Below are 18,145 nucleotides of genomic sequence, written 5' to 3' on the forward strand. Positions count from 1 at the left end.
GGCCATCGCGGCGAGGCGGGCCAGGCGGGCCGGGTCGGCGGCGTCGGTGTGCAGGTCGACGGGGCTGCCGTGCTCGGAGGCGACCTCCAGGACGGCCTCCACGTACCCGGTGGGGTCGGGGTCGAGGTCGGGGCAGCCGCCGACCACCGAGGCGCCCATCTTCACGGCGTCCCGCAGCATCGCGAGCCCGTCCGCGCCCGCCGCGCCGGTCAGCACCCTCGGCATCGCCACCGCCGTCAGCTCGGTCAGGCCGCGCAGCGAGCGGCGGGCCTGGAGGACGGCGGCGAGCGAGCCGAGGCCCTGGACGTCGCCCACGCGTACGTGCGCGCGTGCCGCGGTCGCGCCGTGGCCGAGCTGCAGCAGCGCGGCCTCCGTGGCGCGGCGCTGGACGTCGGGCGGCTCGTGCGAGACGGGCCCCTCGCCCTGGGCGGAGAGGGCGGTGTCGGCGTGGGCGTGCGGTTCGGCCGGGGCGGGCAGCAGCAGGTAGCCGGTGAGGTCCACGCGCGCGCCCCGGCCCCGGGTGGCGTCCGCGGCCAGGCTGCCCGCCGTGCCGACCGCCTCGATGCGTCCGCCGCCGAGCCGCACGTCCACGGTCCTGCCGTCGGTCAGCCGCGCTCCGCACAGCAGCAGTCCCGAGGGTTCGCCCCGGCCCGACGACCCCGAGGATCTGGACGGGCCCGACGACGAGTGGGGTGGCTGCGGCTGGCTGTCCGGCATCGCGCTCCTGGGCTCGGGGGGCTGTGCGGGGGACGCGCACAAGATCACGGAGAGTGAGTCGAGCCTAGGACGGTGATCCGCTCGCGGCGGGGAGGAGCGCAATAGTCGTACCGGTGTGGTCCGCCGTTCGGGAGGGGGTCACGAGGCCCGCGGGAAGGGCTCGGGACGGGCCGGTACGGGGGCCTCACAACGGATTTGGGCGAACGGCCGCCGACCGTGTAATGTCTTCATCGCTCGCCCCAATAGCTCAGTCGGTAGAGCGTCTCCATGGTAAGGAGAAGGTCTACGGTTCGATTCCGTATTGGGGCTCTGGTGAGAGAGGCTCCCGTCGCAAGACGGGGGCCGATCCCACCGAAGCGGTGTAGCTCAGTCGGTAGAGCAAGCGGCTCATAATCGCTGTGTCACCGGTTCAAGTCCGGTCACCGCTACTGACAGTAGCCGATTGCAGGGTCGGTCCTTCGATCGGCTACTCTTTCATGCGTTAATCGTTTCTATCCGTTCGTCAAGGAGCACTCACGTGGCTGCCACCGACGTCCGCCCGAAGATCACGCTGGCCTGCGTGGAGTGCAAGGAGCGGAACTACATCACCAAGAAGAACCGGCGTAACAACCCGGATCGTCTTGAAATGAAGAAGCACTGCCCGCGTTGCAACGCGCACACCGCGCACCGCGAAACGCGATAACAACAGGCTCGAACACGAGGCCGCCCCCGCAGTCGGGGGGCGGCCTCGTGCCGTTTCACCACCGGTTACCGATGGGTCGCCGGGGCGGACCCGGGGATCGATCACCGTCGATCACCGTCGATCAGATGCAGGCGCGCGGAACGCGGGTCTGCGGACATCAGGAGGTGCCGGGCCATGGCGCTCGACCAGTCCTTCGTCGGGCGGAGCTATCCGCCCAGCGCCCCCTACGAGGTGGGCCGGGAGAAGATCCGGGAATTCGCGGAGGCGGTGGGCGACGCCAATCCGGCGTACCTGGACCCGGAGGCCGCCAAGGCGTTCGGTCACCCCGATGTGATCGCCCCGCCGACCTTCGTGTTCTCGATCACCTACAAGGCCGCGGGCGTGGTCATCCAGGACCCGCAACTGGGGCTCGACTACAGCCGGGTGGTGCACGGCGACCAGAAGTTCGCCTACCGGCGCCCCGTGCGAGCCGGTGACCGGCTCACCGTCACCTCCACCATCGAGGCGATCAAGTCCCTCGCGGGCAACGACATCCTGGACATCCGCGGCGAGGTCCACGACGAGGCCGGCGAGCACGTCGTGACCGCCTGGACCAAGCTCGTCGCGCGCGCGGCAGAGGAGGCGTGAGGCAGCCATGACGGCGAAGATCGCTTACGACGACGTCGAGGTCGGCACCGAACTGCCCGCCGAGACCTTCCCCGTGACGCGGGCCACGCTCGTGCAGTACGCGGGCGCCTCCGGGGACTTCAACCCGATCCACTGGAACGAGAAGTTCGCCAAGGAGGTCGGGCTGCCGGACGTGATCGCGCACGGCATGTTCACCATGGCCGAGGCGATCCGTGTGGTCACCGACTGGACCGGCGACCCGGCCGCGGTCGTGGAGTACGGCGTCCGCTTCACCAAGCCCGTCGTGGTCCCCAACGACGACCAGGGCGCCGTCGTCGAGGTCAGCGGGAAGGTCGCGGCCAAGCTCGACGACGGGACCGTCCGCGTCGACCTCCTCGCCACCTGCGGCGGCCAGAAGGTGCTCGGCATGTCCCGGGCCGTCGTGCGCCTGGCCTGACGACGTCCTGAGCCGGGCCCGGCAGGGCCGCCACCGGCTCAGGGTTCGCCACCGGCTCAGGGCCGCCACCGGCTTCGGTAAGGGGCGCCCGCCACTGCGGGCGCCCCTTACCCGTGTCCGCCCCCGGCCGACCGCTTGACTTAGTTAGTGATTGAGCACTAACTTCGTCGCATGGTCAGGATGAGCGCAGAAGAGAGGCGCGAGAGCGTCATCCGCGCGGCGACCGCCGAGTTCGCCCGCGGGGGCTACTTCGGCACGTCGACCGAGGCGATCGCCAAGCGGGTCGGGGTCTCGCAGCCCTATCTCTTCCGTCTCTTCCCGAGCAAGAAGGCGCTCTTCCTCGAAGTGGTCCAGCGGTGCATGGACGACCTCGTGCGCGTCTTCGAGGAGGCGGGCGAGGGGCTGGAGGGCGAGGAGGCGGTCCACGCGATCGGCGACGCCTACACCCGCGTCATCAGCGAACGGCCCGAACAACTCCTCATGCAGATGCAGATGTACGTCGCGGTGGCCTCGGCCGAGCAGGCGGGCGACCGGGAGCTGGGCGAGGCCGTCCGGGCCGGGTGGATGCGCCTGTGGGACACGGTGCACGGGCCGCTCGGCGCCGAGGTCGGCGGGACGACGACCTTCATGGCGTACGGCATGCTCATCAACTGCCTGGTGGCCATGGGGTTCCCGGCCGACCACCGGGTCTGGGAAGGCCTCTCCCCGCAGGCGCTCGCCGAGGGGAGCGAGCGGACGCCCTGACAGAGGGCGTGCCGGGCGCCGCCCCGCGCGCGGCGGCGGACGGTACGCAGCACGGCAGGGCGGGAGGCCGGACCGGCCGTCTTTTCTGTCCGCAAAAGTTAGTCATCAATTACTAACCAATCGATCACCCTCTGGGGGAGTGGTGTCGCAGCAGACCGCACGGAGCGGGGGGACCTTCTGGGCCCTCGTCATCACCAGCGTCGCCGGATTCATGGCGGCCCTCGACAACCTCGTCGTCACCACCGCCCTGCCCTCCATCCGCGAGGACCTGGGCGGCAGGCTGGACGACCTGGAATGGACCGTGAGCGCCTACACGCTCACCTTCGCCGTCCTGCTGATGTTCGGCGCGGCCCTCGGCGACCGCTTCGGACGGCGCCGGATGTTCCTGATCGGGCTCACCGTCTTCACCGGGGCGTCCGCCGCCGCGGCCCTGGCCTCCGGCATCGACGGCCTCATCGCCGCCCGCGCCGTCCAGGGCGTCGGCGCGGCGATCATGATGCCGCTGACGCTGACCCTCCTGACGGCCGCCGTGCCGGTCGCCAGGCGCGGGATGGCGTACGGCATATGGGGCGCCGTCAACGGACTCGCCGTCGCCTCCGGGCCCCTCATCGGCGGCAGCCTCACCGAACACATCTCCTGGCACTGGATCTTCTGGCTGAACGTTCCGCTCGGCCTCGCCCTGCTGCCGCTGGCCCGGCTGCGCCTCGCCGAGTCGTTCGGCACCGGGGCGCCGCTCGACGCCCCCGGCACCCTGCTGGCCAGCGGCGGCCTCTTCGGCGTCCTGTACGGCCTGGTGCGCGGCCCCGTCGTGGGCTGGACCGGCTCCCTGGTGCTGACCGGCCTGATCGCCGGTGGCGCCCTGCTCGTCGCCTTCGTCGCCTACAGCGTCCGCGCCAAAAACCCCATGCTCCCCATGCGGCTGTTCCGCTCCCGCGCCTTCTCCGGCATCAACGCGGCGAGCCTGCTGATGTTCCTCGGCATGTTCGGGTCGATCTTCCTGCTCAGCCAGTACATGCAGGGCGTCCTCGGCTACTCGCCCACCGAGGCGGGGCTGCGGATGCTGCCCTGGACCGGCATGCCGATGCTGGTCGCCCCGCTCGCCGGCATCCTCTCCGACCGGATCGGCGGACGGCCCGTCGTCGCCGCGGGGCTTCTCCTCCAGGCCGTCGGGCTCGGCTGGATGGCCGCCGTGGTCACCGCCGACGTGGACTACGCCGGTCAGCTCCCCGCGCTGATCGTCAGCGGGATCGGCATGGGCCTGTTCTTCGCGCCCGCAGCCAACCTGGTCATGTCCAGCGTCCGGGCCACCGAACAGGGCATCGCGTCCGGCGCCAACAACGCCCTGCGCGAGGTCGGCGGCGCGCTCGGCATCGCCGTCATGGCGTCGATCTTCGCGGCCCGGGGCGGCTACGAGTCGGGGCAGGCCTTCGTGGACGGCCTCAAGCCCGCCCTGGTCACCGGCTCCGCGGTGGTCGCCGTCGCCGCGCTGGCCGCCCTGCTGATCCCGGCCGGGGGCGGCGGCACCCGGGCCGAGCGGGCCGGGACACCGGCCGACCTGCCGGAGCCCTCCCTGGAGAAGGCGGTCTCCTGACCCTCCGCCACCGGCACGCGCGTGTACGGCCCCGTCATCGCGGCGGGGCCGTACACGCGCGTGCCGGTGCCCCGGCCGGGCCCGCCGCCGCTGTCAGTGGCGTCTCGTAGTCTTGGGCGCGTGCAGGAACTCCACGATGCCCCCCTCGCCCCGCTGACCACCTTCCGGCTGGGCGGCCCCGCCGACCGGCTGGTCACCGCGACGAGCGACGAAGAGGTGATCGCCGCCGTCCGCGAGGCCGACGACAGCGGCACCCCGCTGCTCCTGATCGGCGGCGGCTCGAACCTCGTCGTCGGCGACAAGGGCTTCGCCGGGACCGCGCTCGTCGTCGCCACCCGGGGCTTCGTCCTGGACGGCACCCTGCTGGAGCTGGCCGCGGGCGAGGTGTGGACCGACGCCGTGGCCCGCACCGTCGAGGCCGGGCTCGCCGGTGTCGAGTGCCTGGCGGGCATCCCCGGCTCGGCGGGCGCCACGCCGATCCAGAACGTGGGGGCGTACGGCCAGGAGGTCTCCTCGACGATCACCGAGGTGGTCGCCTACGACCGGACCGCCCGCGAGAAGGTCACCCTGACCAACGAGGAGTGCGCGTTCTCCTACCGGCACAGCCGCTTCAAGTCCGACCCCGAGCGGTACGTCGTCCTGCGCGTCCGGCTCCGCCTGGAGGACGCGGGCGGCCTCTCGGCGCCGGTCAGGTACGCCGAGACGGCACGGTCGCTGGGGGTGGAGCCGGGCGACCGCGTCCCGCTCGAAGCCGCCCGGGAGACAGTGCTGAAGCTGCGGGCGGGCAAGGGCATGGTGCTCGACCCCGAGGACCACGACACCTGGTCGGCCGGGTCCTTCTTCACCAACCCGATCCTCACCGACACCGCGTTCACCGCGTTCCACGCGCGCGTGCGCGAGCGCCTCGGCGACGACGTCACGCCGCCCGCGTACCCGGCGGGGGAGGGGCACACCAAGACCTCGGCGGCCTGGCTGATCGACAAGGCCGGTTTCGCCAAGGGCTACGGCAGCGGCCCGGCCCGCATCTCCACCAAGCACACCCTCGCCCTCACCAACCGGGGCGGTGCCACCACCGAGGACCTCCTCGCGCTCGCCCGCGAGGTCGTCGCGGGCGTCCACGAGGCGTTCGGCGTCACCCTGGTCAACGAACCGGTGACGGTGGGCGTCAGCCTCTAGCCCCCGGGGGCGGCCGCCGGGTGACGACCGGCCCCCTCGGGGTATCAGGCCGGGCGGGCCAGCCAGGCGTCCGCCCCGGCCAGCAGCTCCGCCTTGACGCCCTCGGGGGCCGCCGAGGCCCGCACCGACTGACGGGCCAGCTCCGCCAGCTCCGCGTCCGTGAAACCGTGGTGACGGCGGGCGATCTCGTACTGCGCGGCCAGCCGGGAGCCGAACAGGAGCGGGTCGTCGGCGCCGAGGGCGAGCGGGACACCCGCGTCGAACAGGGTGCGCAGCGGCACGTCCTCGGGCTTCTCGTAGACGCCGAGGGCGACGTTCGACGCCGGGCACACCTCGCACGTCACGCCCCGGTCAGCGAGCCGCTTCAGCAGCCTCGGGTCCTCGGCCGCCCGGACGCCGTGGCCGATCCGGGCCGCGTGCAGGTCGTCCAGGCAGTCGCGCACGGACGCCGGTCCGGTCAGCTCGCCGCCGTGCGGGGCCGACAGCAGCCCGCCCTCCCGCGCGATGTGGAAGGCGCGGTCGAAGTCCCGTGCCATGCCCCGGCGTTCGTCGTTCGACAGACCGAAGCCGACCACGCCGCGGTCGGCGTAGCGCACCGCGAGCCGGGCCAGCGTGCGGGCCTCCAGCGGATGCTTCATGCGGTTCGCAGCGACCAGCACCCGCATCCCGAGCCCGGTCTCCCGCGACGTCGTCGCGACCGCGTCCAGGATGATCTCCAGCGCCGGGATCAGCCCGCCGAGCCGGGGCGCGTACGACGTGGGGTCTACCTGGATCTCCAGCCAGCCCGAGCCGTCTCTGACGTCCTCCTCGGCGGCCTCGCGCACCAGCCGCCGGATGTCGTCCGGCTCCCGCACACAGGACCGGGCGGCGTCGTACAGGCGCTGGAAGCGGAACCAGCCCCGTTCGTCCGTCGCGCGCAGCCGCGGGGGCTCCCCGCCGGTCAGCGCCTCGGTGAGGGCGTCGGGCAGCCGCACGCCGTACTTGTCGGCCAGTTCGAGGACGGTGCCGGGCCGCATCGAACCGGTGAAGTGCAGATGCAGATGGGCCTTCGGCAGCTCAGAGACATCACGTACACGCTCCATCCCAAGATCCTGCCGTACCCGCGGGCCCTCCCGGTAGCCGGTTCCCCGGACGTGGTCCTGCTCGCACGCGGGAACGAGAGGGGCGGCGACCCCGCACCGGGTGGTCGCCGCCCCTGCTCACGCGCGCGTGGAGCGCTGTCGCGTCAGTCCCTGGCCTCCGCCAGGAGCTTCTGGATCCGGCTGACGCCCTCGACGAGATCCTCGTCACCCAGGGCGTACGACAGCCGCAGGTAGCCGGGGGTGCCGAACGCCTCACCGGGGACGACGGCGACCTCCGCCTCCTCCAGGATCAGCGCGGCCAGCTCGACCGAGTTCTGCGGGCGCTTGCCGCGGATCTCCTTGCCGATCAGCGCCTTGACCGACGGGTAGGCGTAGAACGCGCCCTCGGGCTCGGGGCACAGGACGCCGTCGATCTCGTTGAGCATGCGCACGATCGTGGTGCGGCGGCGGTCGAACGCCGTCCGCATCTCCCGGACGGCCGAGAGGTCGCCGGAGACGGCGGCGAGGGCGGCCACCTGCGCCACGTTCGAGACGTTCGAGGTGGCGTGCGACTGGAGGTTGGTCGCGGCCTTGACGACGTCCTCGGGGCCGATCACCCAGCCCACCCGCCAGCCCGTCATGGCGTACGTCTTGGCGACGCCGTTGACGACGATCGTGCGGTCGGCCAGCTCGGGCACCACCACGGGCAGCGAGTGGAACTCGGCGTCGCCGTAGACGAGGTGCTCGTAGATCTCGTCGGTCAGGACCCACAGGCCCTTCTCGGCGGCCCAGCGGCCGATCTCCTCGATCTGCGCGCGCGAGTAGACGGCGCCGGTCGGGTTGGAGGGGGAGACGAACAGGAGCACCTTGGTGCGCTCGGTGCGGGCCGCCTCCAGCTGCTCGACGGAGACCCGGTAGCCGGTCGTCTCGTCGGCGAATACCTCCACCGGGACACCGCCGGCCAGCCGGATCGACTCCGGGTAGGTCGTCCAGTACGGCGCGGGGACGATGACCTCGTCGCCCGGGTCGAGGATCGCCGCGAAGGCCTCGTAGATGGCCTGCTTGCCGCCGTTGGTCACCAGGACCTGGGAGGCGTCGACCTCGTAGCCGGAGTCGCGCAGCGTCTTCGCGGCGATCGCGGCCTTCAGCTCGGGCAGCCCGCCGGCCGGCGTGTACCGGTGGTACTTCGGGTTCTTGCAGGCCTCGACGGCCGCGTCGACGATGTAGCCGGGGGTCGGGAAGTCGGGTTCACCGGCGCCGAAGCCGATCACCGGACGCCCGGCGGCCTTGAGGGCCTTGGCCTTGGCGTCCACGGCGAGGGTGGCGGACTCGGAGATCGCGCCGACTCGGGCGGAGACCCGGCGCTCGGTGGGAGGGATTGCAGCGCTCATGGGCCCATCGTTCCAGACCGGAAACACCCCCGGCACGCGGGTTTCACGGACTGAACAGCTGGGGGTCACGCATTGAACACGCGTCCGGAATCGGGCGGTGGCCTGGTGGATCTTCACGGGGCCCGCGGACGATCTCCCGCCGCCAAGGCCCCTACGGGCGCTTTCTGTTCGACGGGGGGCCCGGGAGCACGTACACTCATCCCTCGTTGGCCTTCAGCAGCCGCGCCGGACAGGGTGCACACCGAGCACCCGGTCGGATGCGGTACGTTGGGGGGCGCAACAAAGGGTCGTAGCTCAATTGGTAGAGCACCGGTCTCCAAAACCGGCGGTTGGGGGTTCAAGTCCCTCCGGCCCTGCTACACACACCTTCGCCAGGATGTGTGCGCATGTACGTACAGCAATGCACAGCCGTGCGGCTCCAACCGGGCGCGGCACGGCCACGACCCGGAATCAGGTGAGGACGAATGGCGGACGCCGTGGGCTCCATCGATACGCCTGATGCCCAGGACGAGGCACAGGATTCGAAGAAGGCCCGCAAGGGCGGCAAGCGGGCCAAGAAGGGTCCGCTCAAGAGGCTTGCCCTCTTCTACCGCCAGGTCATCGCCGAACTCCGCAAGGTCGTCTGGCCGACGCGCAACCAGCTGAGCACGTACACCACCGTGGTGATCGTCTTCGTGGTCATCATGATCGGCCTGGTGACCGTGATCGACTATGGGCTCAGCCACGCCGCCAAGTACGTCTTCGGCTGAGCCGAGAGCGAAGGGCGCCGAGGTACCCGGCGCCTTTTTCGCATGTTCCACCCCTATGTATCCAGGAAGAAGCAGCCATCGTGTCTGACCCGAACCTGAACGACTCCCGCGAGCCCGCCAAGGCGGACGATGCCGAGCTCGACATCGTCGAGGGCGCGGACGAGCAGGATGAGTTCGAGGCTGCCGAGGCCGAGGCGGGCGACCCCGCCGACGAAGCCGCACCGCACGTCGAAGACGCCGAGGACGAGAGCCCCGAGGGCGAGCCGTCCGCCGAGGACGAGACCGCCGACGCCGAGGAGGACGAGGAGGAGGCCGAGCCGGTCGACCCCGTCCAGGCCCTCCGCGAGGAGCTGCGCTCCCTCCCCGGCGAGTGGTACGTGATCCACACCTACGCCGGGTACGAGAACCGCGTGAAGACCAACCTCGAACAGCGTGCCGTCTCGCTCAACGTCGAGGACTTCATCTTCCAGGCCGAGGTGCCGCAGGAAGAGGTCGCGCAGATCAAGAACGGCGAGCGCAAGACGATCCGGCAGAACAAGCTCCCCGGATACGTTCTCGTCCGCATGGACCTGACGAACGAGTCCTGGGGCGTCGTCCGCAACACCCCCGGTGTCACCGGCTTCGTCGGCAACGCCTACGACCCGTACCCGCTGACGCTGGACGAGATCGTCAAGATGCTCGCCCCGGAGGCCGAGGAGAAGGCCGCCCGCGAGGCCGCCGAGGCCGAGGGCAAGCCGGCGCCGCAGCGCAAGGTCGAGGTCCAGGTGCTCGACTTCGAGGTCGGCGACTCGGTCACCGTCACGGACGGCCCGTTCGCCACGCTCCAGGCGACCATCAACGAGATCAACCCCGACTCGAAGAAGGTCAAGGGTCTCGTCGAGATCTTCGGCCGCGAGACGCCGGTCGAGCTGTCGTTCGACCAGATCCAGAAGAACTGACGGACCCGGTCCCGCACCGGCACGTACGGACAGGGCGCCACGAACCGGGCGATCGCACATCGCCACCCGGTTCTGGCGCCCTTCTCGTGCGTCCGCGCCCGACGACCGTCGCGGCGCCTGCGGGCTCCGTCAAACCGGCCCTGACCTGCTCGATTACAGCGGTCGGGGTGCTATCGGCTACCGTTGTGCGGTATGCCATCTGCCGGATGATTCATCCACGTGGCGCAGGTGGTAACCAACCTCTCAGTAAGGACCCGGAGAGAGCATGCCTCCCAAGAAGAAGAAGGTCACGGGGCTCATCAAGCTCCAGATCCAGGCCGGCGCCGCCAACCCGGCCCCGCCGGTCGGCCCCGCGCTGGGTCAGCACGGCGTGAACATCATGGAGTTCTGCAAGGCCTACAACGCCGCGACCGAGTCGCAGCGCGGCTGGGTGATCCCGGTGGAGATCACGGTCTACGAGGACCGCTCCTTCACCTTCGTCACCAAGACGCCGCCGGCCGCGAAGATGATCCTCAAGGCCGCGGGCATCGAGAAGGGCTCCGGCGAGCCGCACAAGACCAAGGTCGCCAAGATCACCCAGGCGCAGGTCCGCGAGATCGCCACGACCAAGCTCCCCGACCTCAACGCCAACGACCTGGACGCCGCCGCGAAGATCATCGCCGGTACCGCGCGTTCCATGGGCGTCACGGTCGAGGGCTGAGCCCCACTCCCCCGTACATCAGCAGAAGTGGCAGGGCCTGCTCGGCCTGGACCACGACTCCTAGCAACCACAGGAGAAAGCAGTGAGCAAGCGCAGCAAGGCTCTCCGCGCTGCGGACGCCAAGATCGACCGGGAGAAGCTCTACGCCCCGCTCGAGGCCGTCCGTCTCGCCAAGGAGACCTCCACGACCAAGTTCGACGGCACCGTCGAGGTCGCCTTCCGCCTGGGTGTCGACCCGCGCAAGGCCGACCAGATGGTCCGTGGCACCGTGAACCTGCCGCACGGCACCGGCAAGACCGCCCGGGTCCTGGTCTTCGCGACCGGTGACCGTGCTGCCGCCGCGGAAGCCGCGGGCGCCGACATCGTCGGCTCCGACGAACTGATCGACGAGGTCGCGAAGGGCCGTCTGGACTTCGACGCCGTCGTCGCCACCCCGGACCTCATGGGCAAGGTCGGCCGCCTCGGCCGCGTGCTCGGTCCCCGTGGCCTCATGCCGAACCCGAAGACCGGCACCGTGACCCCGGACGTGGCGAAGGCCGTGACCGAGATCAAGGGCGGCAAGATCGAGTTCCGCGTCGACAAGCACTCGAACCTGCACTTCATCATCGGCAAGGCGTCCTTCGACGACAGCCAGCTGGTGGAGAACTACGGCGCCGCGCTGGAGGAAGTCCTCCGCCTGAAGCCGTCGGCCGCCAAGGGCCGCTACATCAAGAAGGCCTCCCTGGCCACCACGATGGGCCCCGGCATTCCGCTCGACCCGAACCGCACCCGCAACCTCCTCGTCGAGGAGGACCCGGCCGCCGTCTGAGCCCTCGGTTCAGCCCGGTAGCCGCGTCAGGGACGCGACATCGCGAGGCGGGCCCCGCACCTTCCGAGGTGCGGGGCCCGCCTTCGTCGCGTCCGGGCCGCACGGGCACCGGCGCCCGTGCCCTGCGTTACCGTCGGGGCCACAGCGACCGCACAGGGGTGGGACGAATGAACAGCACGAGGCTGCGCCGGGTCACCCTGAGCACGGCGGTGGCGGCCGCGCTCACCGGGTTGGTCGCCTGCACCTCCACCGACGGCGCCGCCGGCCGCCCCGAGCACGTCCACAGCGCGTCCCCCGAGGTGGTCGCCGCGCTGCGCCGGGCCGACCGGGCCACCGACGCCGCCGACTCCGCCAGGGTGCGGTCCACGACCACCGTCGGCTCCCAGATGTCCCTGCGGGCCGACGGCGCCCTCGGCTGGTCCGACGACGTGACCGGCACCCTCACCCTCACCTACACCGGCGGCACCGCCCTGGAGACCATGCGGCGGCTCGGCAGCACCACGCCCCAGACGCGGTACCTGCCTGACGCCTACTACGCGCGGATGGGCGACACCTTCGCCGCGCAGTCCGGCGGACGGCACTGGATCCGCTACGGGTACGCCGACCTCGGCGGCCTGGACCAGGTCCGCGACGGCGCCCCGCACCAGTCCGTGAAGCTGCTGCTGGCCGCCGGGGACCTGCGCAGGGTCGGCGCCGAGCGGGTGGAGGGCGTCGACACCACGCACTACACCGGCACCGTCACCACCGCCGCGCTGACCGGCCCCGGCTCCCGCCTGGACGCCCGCGAGCTGGCCGCGGTGCGCGAGCGGCTGACCCGGGCCGGGGTCGCCACCGAACGCGTCGACCTCTGGGTCGACGGCCGGGACCTGCTCGTCAAGAAGGCCGAGAAGGGCGAGACGGCGAGCGGCGGGTACAGCCAGACCGCCCACTACCGCGACTACGGCGTGGACGTCTCCGTCACCCGGCCCCCGGCCGCCGACACCGCGGACTACAAGGAGCTGACGGCCACCGACGGCGAGCGGTGACGGCACCGGCCCGCGGCGCCCGCCGAGGAGTGCGGACGGCGCCTCCGCACGGCCGCCGGGCACCGCGGGGGAGCGGATTTGCCTGCCGGTGGCGGCTTCGCGTATGTTTCTGAGGAAGCCAAAGACCGCTGGTCGTTGCCGTGGAATCGCAAGAGGACACGGTGGCCGAAGGATCCGCTGAACCGCGGACGACCCGCGCAGGTGTTTGTGGATGTGCTCCCGGAGACCGCTGCCCACGCGGCGGACGACCGGTCGAGCCACGCCCCGTGCGCCTGCGCCGGGGCGTTTCGTTTTGTCGGCTCCTTTCCGAGCGGTCCTCATCACCCGGAAGGAGGCCGACGCTCTATGGCAAGGCCCGACAAGGCTGCCGCGGTGGCCGAGCTGGCGGACCAGTTCCGCAGCTCGAGCGCCGCCGTGCTGACCGAGTACCGGGGTCTCACCGTGGCGCAGCTCAAGACGCTGCGCCGTTCGCTCGGTGACGACGCCCAGTACGCCGTGGTGAAGAACACGCTGACCAAGATTGCGGCCAACGAGGCCGGGATCTCCACGCTCGACGACCTGTTCAACGGTCCGACGGCGGTCGCCTTCATCACCGGTGACCCGGTGACGTCGGCGAAGGGTCTTCGTGACTTCGCCAAGGACAACCCGAACCTCGTCATCAAGGGCGGTGTCCTTGACGGCAAGGCGCTGTCCGCCGACGAGATCAAGAAGCTCGCGGACCTCGAGTCCCGCGAGGTTCTGCTCGCCAAGCTGGCGGGCGCCTTCAAGGGCAAGCAGACTCAGGCTGCTCAGGTCTTCCAGGCGCTCCCGTCGAAGCTCGTCCGCACCGTGGACGCGCTCCGTGCCAAGCAGGCCGAGCAGGGCGGTGCCGAGTAATTCGGCTCGCGAAATGACCGCGGCCTGACGGGCGTCCAGCCCCCGGGACACGGTCGTAGCGGGCCGAACGTCTACGCAGTAACGCCGCAAGGCGAACGCCCGCCAGACATGTACACACGGCACCTGCCGAACAAGTGGAAGGATCGCCCATCATGGCGAAGCTCAGCCAGGAAGACCTGCTCGCGCAGTTCGAGGACATGACCCTCATCGAGCTCTCCGAGTTCGTGAAGGCGTTCGAGGACAAGTTCGACGTCACCGCCGCCGCCGCGGTCGCCGCCGCCCCGGCCGGCCCCGCCGCCACCACCGAGGCCGTCGAGGAGCAGGACGAGTTCGACGTCATCCTCACCGGTGCCGGCGACAAGAAGATCCAGGTCATCAAGGTCGTGCGTGAGCTGACCTCGCTGGGTCTCAAGGAGGCCAAGGACCTCGTCGACGGCGCCCCGAAGCCCGTCCTCGAGAAGGTCGCCAAGGAGGCCGCGGAGAAGGCCGCCGAGTCCCTCAAGGGCGCCGGCGCCTCGGTCGAGGTCAAGTAACACCCCTCGGGTCCCGACACGGACCCGGCGCGCGTCGGAACACGGCCCCGCGGGCCTGTAACGCGAACGCGGCGAGGAGCGATCATCCATCCGGGTGGTCGCTCTTCTGCGTTCCTGGAGGCGCGGCCACGGTTGCCTTGCGGCCCTCCGCACGGGGGGTATGGTGATCTTCGTCGTGTCTCCGGACACCCCTGGTTCGGGCAGGGGGGCCTTGACGAACCGCACGCAGCGCGCAATTCTCAGGACGCGTCGTCACAACGATCCGAATCCGAGGCATGGATCGGCGACGAAGAGGGCAGTATCAACGTGCGTTGAGGGCGACTATGCCGAGGGCGTTGAGGACAACGAGGGTCACAGAAAATCGGGGCTGGACATCAGTGTGCCGAGTGGCTACACTGTCCCTTTGCGCTGCCTGTTAGCTGTCCCCTGCCCGTCACCAGGGGCATTCCCTCACTTGAGCACCGACAGCCGAACGTCCCTGATCAGGGATGTCTGGCTCTGTGCGCCGGTGGGGGGCCGGTACGCGCGTAGTGAGTCCGAGCCCTCGGAAGGACCCCCTCTTGGCCGCCTCGCGCACTGCCTCGACCGCGAATACGAACAACGCTGCCAGCACCGCCCCGCTGCGCATCTCTTTTGCAAAGATCAAGGAGCCCCTCGAGGTTCCGAACCTTCTTGCTCTGCAGACCGAGAGCTTCGACTGGCTGCTCGGCAACGACGCGTGGAAGGCTCGAGTCGAGGCGGCTCTGGAGTCAGGTCAGGACGTCCCCACCAAGTCCGGTCTGGAGGAGATCTTCGAGGAGATCTCCCCGATCGAGGACTTCTCCGGGTCGATGTCCCTGACCTTCCGCGACCACCGCTTCGAGCCGCCGAAGAACAGCATCGACGAGTGCAAGGAGCGCGACTTCACGTTCGCCGCCCCGCTCTTCGTCACCGCGGAGTTCACGAACAACGAGACGGGTGAGATCAAGTCTCAGACCGTCTTCATGGGCGACTTCCCGCTCATGACGAACAAGGGCACCTTCGTCATCAACGGCACCGAGCGTGTCGTGGTGTCCCAGCTGGTCCGTTCCCCCGGCGTCTACTTCGACTCCAGCATCGACAAGACGTCCGACAAGGACATCTTCTCCGCCAAGATCATCCCGTCCCGGGGTGCCTGGCTGGAGATGGAGATCGACAAGCGCGACATGGTCGGTGTCCGCATCGACCGCAAGCGCAAGCAGTCCGTCACCGTCCTGCTCAAGGCGCTCGGCTGGACCACCGAGCAGATCCTCGAGGAGTTCGGCGAGTACGAGTCCATGCGCGCCACCCTGGAGAAGGACCACACCCAGGGCCAGGACGACGCGCTGCTCGACATCTACCGCAAGCTGCGTCCGGGCGAGCCCCCCACGCGTGAGGCCGCGCAGACGCTGCTCGAGAACCTCTACTTCAACCCCAAGCGCTACGACCTCGCCAAGGTCGGCCGCTACAAGGTCAACAAGAAGCTGGGCGCCGACGCCCCGCTCGACGCCGGCATCCTGACCGTCGAGGACATCATCTCGTCGATCAAGTACCTGGTGAAGCTGCACGCCGGTGAGACCGAGACGGTCGGCGACAGCGGCGACGCGATCGTCGTCGAGACCGACGACATCGACCACTTCGGCAACCGCCGTCTGCGCAGCGTCGGCGAGCTCATCCAGAACCAGGTCCGCACGGGTCTGGCCCGGATGGAGCGCGTCGTGCGCGAGCGCATGACCACCCAGGACGTCGAGGCGATCACGCCGCAGACCCTGATCAACATCCGGCCGGTCGTGGCCTCCATCAAGGAGTTCTTCGGCACCAGCCAGCTGTCGCAGTTCATGGACCAGAACAACCCGCTCTCGGGTCTCACCCACAAGCGCCGTCTGTCGGCGCTCGGCCCGGGTGGTCTCTCGCGTGAGCGGGCCGGCTTCGAGGTCCGTGACGTGCACCCCTCGCACTACGGCCGCATGTGCCCGATCGAGACGCCCGAAGGCCCGAACATCGGTCTGATCGGCTCGCTCGCCTCCTACGGCCGGGTCAACGCGTTCGGTTTCGTCGAGACCCCGTACCGCAAGGTCGTCGACGGCCAGGTCACCGACGAGGTCGACTACCTGACCGCCGACGAGGAGGACCGCTTCGTCATCGCGCAGGCCAACGCCACGCTCAACGACGAGCTGCGGTTCGAGGAGGCCCGCGTCCTGGTCCGCCGCCGCGGCGGAGAGGTCGACTACGTCCCCGGTGACGACGTCGACTACATGGACGTCTCGCCGCGCCAGATGGTGTCGGTCGCGACCGCCATGATCCCCTTCCTGGAGCACGACGACGCCAACCGTGCCCTCATGGGCGCGAACATGATGCGCCAGGCCGTGCCCCTCATCAAGTCCGAGGCCCCGCTCGTCGGCACCGGCATGGAGTACCGCTCCGCCGTCGACGCCGGTGACGTGGTCAGGGCCGAGAAGGCGGGTGCCGTCCAGGAGGTCTCCGCGGACTACATCACCACCGCCAACGACGACGGCACGTACATCACGTACCGCCTGGCCAAGTTCGCCCGCTCCAACCAGGGCACCTCGGTCAACCAGAAGGTCATCGTCAACGAGGGCGACCGGATCATCGAGGGCCAGGTCCTGGCCGACGGTCCGGCCACCGAGGACGGCGAGATGGCCCTGGGCAAGAACCTCCTCGTGGCGTTCATGCCGTGGGAGGGCCACAACTACGAGGACGCGATCATCCTGTCGCAGCGCCTCGTGCAGGACGACGTCCTCTCCTCGATCCACATCGAGGAGCACGAGGTCGACGCCCGTGACACCAAGCTCGGCCCCGAGGAGATCACCCGGGACATCCCGAACGTCTCCGAGGAGGTCCTCGCCGACCTCGACGAGCGCGGCATCATCCGCATCGGCGCCGAGGTCATCGCCGGCGACATCCTCGTCGGCAAGGTGACCCCCAAGGGCGAGACCGAGCTGACCCCCGAGGAGCGCCTGCTGCGCGCGATCTTCGGTGAGAAGGCCCGTGAGGTCCGTGACACCTCGCTGAAGGTGCCGCACGGCGAGACCGGCAAGGTCATCGGCGTCCGCGTCTTCGACCGCGAGGAGGGCGACGAGCTTCCCCCCGGTGTCAACCAGCTGGTGCGCGTCTACGTCGCGCAGAAGCGCAAGATCACCGACGGTGACAAGCTCGCCGGCCGTCACGGCAACAAGGGCGTCATCTCGAAGATCCTGCCGATCGAGGACATGCCGTTCCTGGAGGACGGCACCCCGGTCGACATCATCCTCAACCCGCTCGGTGTGCCGTCCCGCATGAACCCGGGACAGGTGCTGGAGATCCACCTCGGCTGGCTCGCCAGCCGCGGCTGGGACGTCTCCGGGCTCGCCGACGAGTGGGCGGAGCGCCTCCAGGCCATCGGCGCCGACCAGGTCGACCCCGGCACCAACGTCGCGACCCCGGTCTTCGACGGCGCCCGCGAGGACGAGCTCGCGGGTCTGCTCCAGCACACCATCCCCAACCGCGACGGCGAGCGCATGGTGCTCCCGTCCGGCAAGGCGCGGCTGTTCGACGGCCGCAGCGGTGAGCCGTTCCCGGACCCGATCTCGGTCGGGTACATGTACATCCTGAAGCTGCACCACCTGGTCGACGACAAGCTGCACGCGCGCTCGACCGGCCCGTACTCCATGATCACCCAGCAGCCGCTGGGTGGTAAGGCGCAGTTCGGCGGTCAGCGCTTCGGTGAGATGGAGGTGTGGGCGCTGGAGGCGTACGGCGCCGCCTACGCCCTCCAGGAACTGCTCACGATCAAGTCCGACGACGTCACCGGCCGCGTGAAGGTCTACGAGGCCATCGTCAAGGGCGAGAACATCCCCGAGCCCGGCATCCCCGAGTCCTTCAAGGTGCTCATCAAGGAGATGCAGTCGCTCTGCCTGAACGTGGAGGTGCTGTCCAGTGACGGTATGTCCATCGAGATGCGTGACACCGACGAGGATGTCTTCCGCGCTGCGGAGGAGCTCGGCATCGACCTGTCCCGGCGCGAGCCGAGCAGCGTCGAAGAGGTCTGACGGGAGTCCGGAGACCTTCGCCCAGAAGGTCTCCGGCCCCAGGAC

General features: G+C 70.0%; 16 protein-coding genes, 3 tRNA genes and 1 pseudogene. 17 read left to right on the top strand and 3 right to left on the bottom strand.

The annotated features are described in order from the left end of the window. Positions 1 to 717: pseudogene (locus GA0115242_RS04655) on the bottom strand (hydrolase); the annotation flags it as partial. A gap of 236 nt (positions 718 to 953) precedes the next feature. On the opposite strand from GA0115242_RS04655, the gene GA0115242_RS04660 reads away from it, so the two are divergent. From GA0115242_RS04660 to GA0115242_RS04695, 8 genes are all read left to right on the top strand, one after another. Next, positions 954 to 1,026: transfer RNA gene (locus GA0115242_RS04660), tRNA-Thr, on the top strand. 46 nt (positions 1,027 to 1,072) lie between these two features. Beyond that, a tRNA-Met gene (locus GA0115242_RS04665) sits at positions 1,073 to 1,145 on the top strand. A gap of 89 nt (positions 1,146 to 1,234) precedes the next feature. Further along, on the top strand, positions 1,235 to 1,399 hold the full coding sequence (gene rpmG / locus GA0115242_RS04670) for a 50S ribosomal protein L33 (protein WP_003948671.1): 165 nt from the start codon (positions 1,235 to 1,237) through the stop codon (positions 1,397 to 1,399). 174 nt (positions 1,400 to 1,573) lie between these two features. After that, positions 1,574 to 2,026 (top strand): MaoC family dehydratase N-terminal domain-containing protein, encoded by a 453-nt coding sequence (locus GA0115242_RS04675; RefSeq protein WP_093824812.1) that lies wholly within the window; start codon positions 1,574 to 1,576, stop codon positions 2,024 to 2,026. Between the two features lie 7 nt (positions 2,027 to 2,033). Continuing rightward, complete coding sequence (locus tag GA0115242_RS04680; protein WP_093824814.1) at positions 2,034 to 2,462, top strand: MaoC family dehydratase; 429 nt, start codon at positions 2,034 to 2,036, stop codon at positions 2,460 to 2,462. A 171-nt stretch (positions 2,463 to 2,633) separates the two neighbouring features. Further along, positions 2,634 to 3,206: a TetR/AcrR family transcriptional regulator gene (locus tag GA0115242_RS04685; RefSeq protein WP_176729745.1), complete on the top strand. Its 573-nt coding sequence runs from the start codon at positions 2,634 to 2,636 to the stop codon at positions 3,204 to 3,206. Between the two features lie 142 nt (positions 3,207 to 3,348). After that, entirely contained in the window at positions 3,349 to 4,797 is a 1,449-nt protein-coding gene (locus GA0115242_RS04690) for a DHA2 family efflux MFS transporter permease subunit (RefSeq protein WP_093824816.1), read from the top strand. A gap of 120 nt (positions 4,798 to 4,917) precedes the next feature. Beyond that, complete coding sequence (locus GA0115242_RS04695; protein ID WP_093824818.1) at positions 4,918 to 5,973, top strand: UDP-N-acetylmuramate dehydrogenase; 1,056 nt, start codon at positions 4,918 to 4,920, stop codon at positions 5,971 to 5,973. Positions 5,974 to 6,017: 44 nt separating this feature from the next. Here the strand turns inward: GA0115242_RS04695 and GA0115242_RS04700 are convergent, their stop codons facing one another. Together GA0115242_RS04700 and GA0115242_RS04705 are read right to left on the bottom strand one after the other, a co-directional pair. Continuing rightward, complete coding sequence (locus GA0115242_RS04700; RefSeq protein ID WP_093824820.1) at positions 6,018 to 7,055, bottom strand: adenosine deaminase; 1,038 nt, start codon at positions 7,053 to 7,055, stop codon at positions 6,018 to 6,020. A 143-nt stretch (positions 7,056 to 7,198) separates the two neighbouring features. After that, entirely contained in the window at positions 7,199 to 8,425 is a 1,227-nt protein-coding gene (locus GA0115242_RS04705) for a pyridoxal phosphate-dependent aminotransferase (protein ID WP_093824823.1), read from the bottom strand. 283 nt (positions 8,426 to 8,708) lie between these two features. Between GA0115242_RS04705 and GA0115242_RS04710 the strand changes: the two genes are divergently transcribed. From GA0115242_RS04710 to rpoB, 9 genes are all read left to right on the top strand, one after another. After that, positions 8,709 to 8,781: transfer RNA gene (locus tag GA0115242_RS04710), tRNA-Trp, on the top strand. Between the two features lie 108 nt (positions 8,782 to 8,889). Then, positions 8,890 to 9,174: a preprotein translocase subunit SecE gene (secE, locus tag GA0115242_RS04715; protein WP_093824825.1), complete on the top strand. Its 285-nt coding sequence runs from the start codon at positions 8,890 to 8,892 to the stop codon at positions 9,172 to 9,174. Between the two features lie 80 nt (positions 9,175 to 9,254). Beyond that, positions 9,255 to 10,112: a transcription termination/antitermination protein NusG gene (nusG, locus tag GA0115242_RS04720; protein WP_093824827.1), complete on the top strand. Its 858-nt coding sequence runs from the start codon at positions 9,255 to 9,257 to the stop codon at positions 10,110 to 10,112. 265 nt (positions 10,113 to 10,377) lie between these two features. Beyond that, positions 10,378 to 10,812: a 50S ribosomal protein L11 gene (gene rplK, locus GA0115242_RS04725; RefSeq protein ID WP_030671915.1), complete on the top strand. Its 435-nt coding sequence runs from the start codon at positions 10,378 to 10,380 to the stop codon at positions 10,810 to 10,812. Positions 10,813 to 10,894: 82 nt separating this feature from the next. Further along, entirely contained in the window at positions 10,895 to 11,620 is a 726-nt protein-coding gene (rplA, locus tag GA0115242_RS04730) for a 50S ribosomal protein L1 (protein WP_093824829.1), read from the top strand. Positions 11,621 to 11,787: 167 nt separating this feature from the next. Next, positions 11,788 to 12,645, top strand: a complete 858-nt coding sequence (locus GA0115242_RS04735; protein WP_093824830.1) for a hypothetical protein — start codon at positions 11,788 to 11,790, stop codon at positions 12,643 to 12,645. Between the two features lie 345 nt (positions 12,646 to 12,990). Beyond that, positions 12,991 to 13,521, top strand: coding sequence for a 50S ribosomal protein L10 (gene rplJ, locus GA0115242_RS04740; RefSeq protein ID WP_093824832.1), 531 nt, complete (start codon positions 12,991 to 12,993; stop codon positions 13,519 to 13,521). 152 nt (positions 13,522 to 13,673) lie between these two features. Continuing rightward, positions 13,674 to 14,054, top strand: a complete 381-nt coding sequence (gene rplL / locus GA0115242_RS04745; protein WP_093824834.1) for a 50S ribosomal protein L7/L12 — start codon at positions 13,674 to 13,676, stop codon at positions 14,052 to 14,054. A gap of 560 nt (positions 14,055 to 14,614) precedes the next feature. Continuing rightward, positions 14,615 to 18,100, top strand: a complete 3,486-nt coding sequence (gene rpoB / locus GA0115242_RS04755; RefSeq protein WP_093824836.1) for a DNA-directed RNA polymerase subunit beta — start codon at positions 14,615 to 14,617, stop codon at positions 18,098 to 18,100. Positions 18,101 to 18,145: the final 45 nt, after the last annotated feature.

It is taken from the genome of Streptomyces sp. SolWspMP-5a-2, assembly GCF_900091845.1.
GTDB classification, from domain to species: Bacteria; Actinomycetota; Actinomycetes; order Streptomycetales; family Streptomycetaceae; genus Streptomyces; species Streptomyces doudnae.

Bases quoted from the DNA above. Each gene is read 5' to 3' on its own strand.
- GA0115242_RS04675 (WP_093824812.1), top strand. From the start codon at position 1,574: ATGGCGCTCGACCAGTCCTTCGTCGGGCGGAGCTATCCGCCCAGCGCC.
- GA0115242_RS04680 (WP_093824814.1), top strand. From the start codon at position 2,034: ATGACGGCGAAGATCGCTTACGACGACGTCGAGGTCGGCACCGAACTG.
- GA0115242_RS04685 (WP_176729745.1), top strand. From the start codon at position 2,634: ATGGTCAGGATGAGCGCAGAAGAGAGGCGCGAGAGCGTCATCCGCGCG.
- GA0115242_RS04700 (WP_093824820.1), bottom strand. From the start codon at position 7,055: ATGGAGCGTGTACGTGATGTCTCTGAGCTGCCGAAGGCCCATCTGCAT.
- GA0115242_RS04705 (WP_093824823.1), bottom strand. From the start codon at position 8,425: ATGAGCGCTGCAATCCCTCCCACCGAGCGCCGGGTCTCCGCCCGAGTC.
- secE (WP_093824825.1), top strand. From the start codon at position 8,890: ATGGCGGACGCCGTGGGCTCCATCGATACGCCTGATGCCCAGGACGAG.
- rplK (WP_030671915.1), top strand. From the start codon at position 10,378: ATGCCTCCCAAGAAGAAGAAGGTCACGGGGCTCATCAAGCTCCAGATC.
- GA0115242_RS04735 (WP_093824830.1), top strand. From the start codon at position 11,788: ATGAACAGCACGAGGCTGCGCCGGGTCACCCTGAGCACGGCGGTGGCG.
- rplJ (WP_093824832.1), top strand. From the start codon at position 12,991: ATGGCAAGGCCCGACAAGGCTGCCGCGGTGGCCGAGCTGGCGGACCAG.
- rplL (WP_093824834.1), top strand. From the start codon at position 13,674: ATGGCGAAGCTCAGCCAGGAAGACCTGCTCGCGCAGTTCGAGGACATG.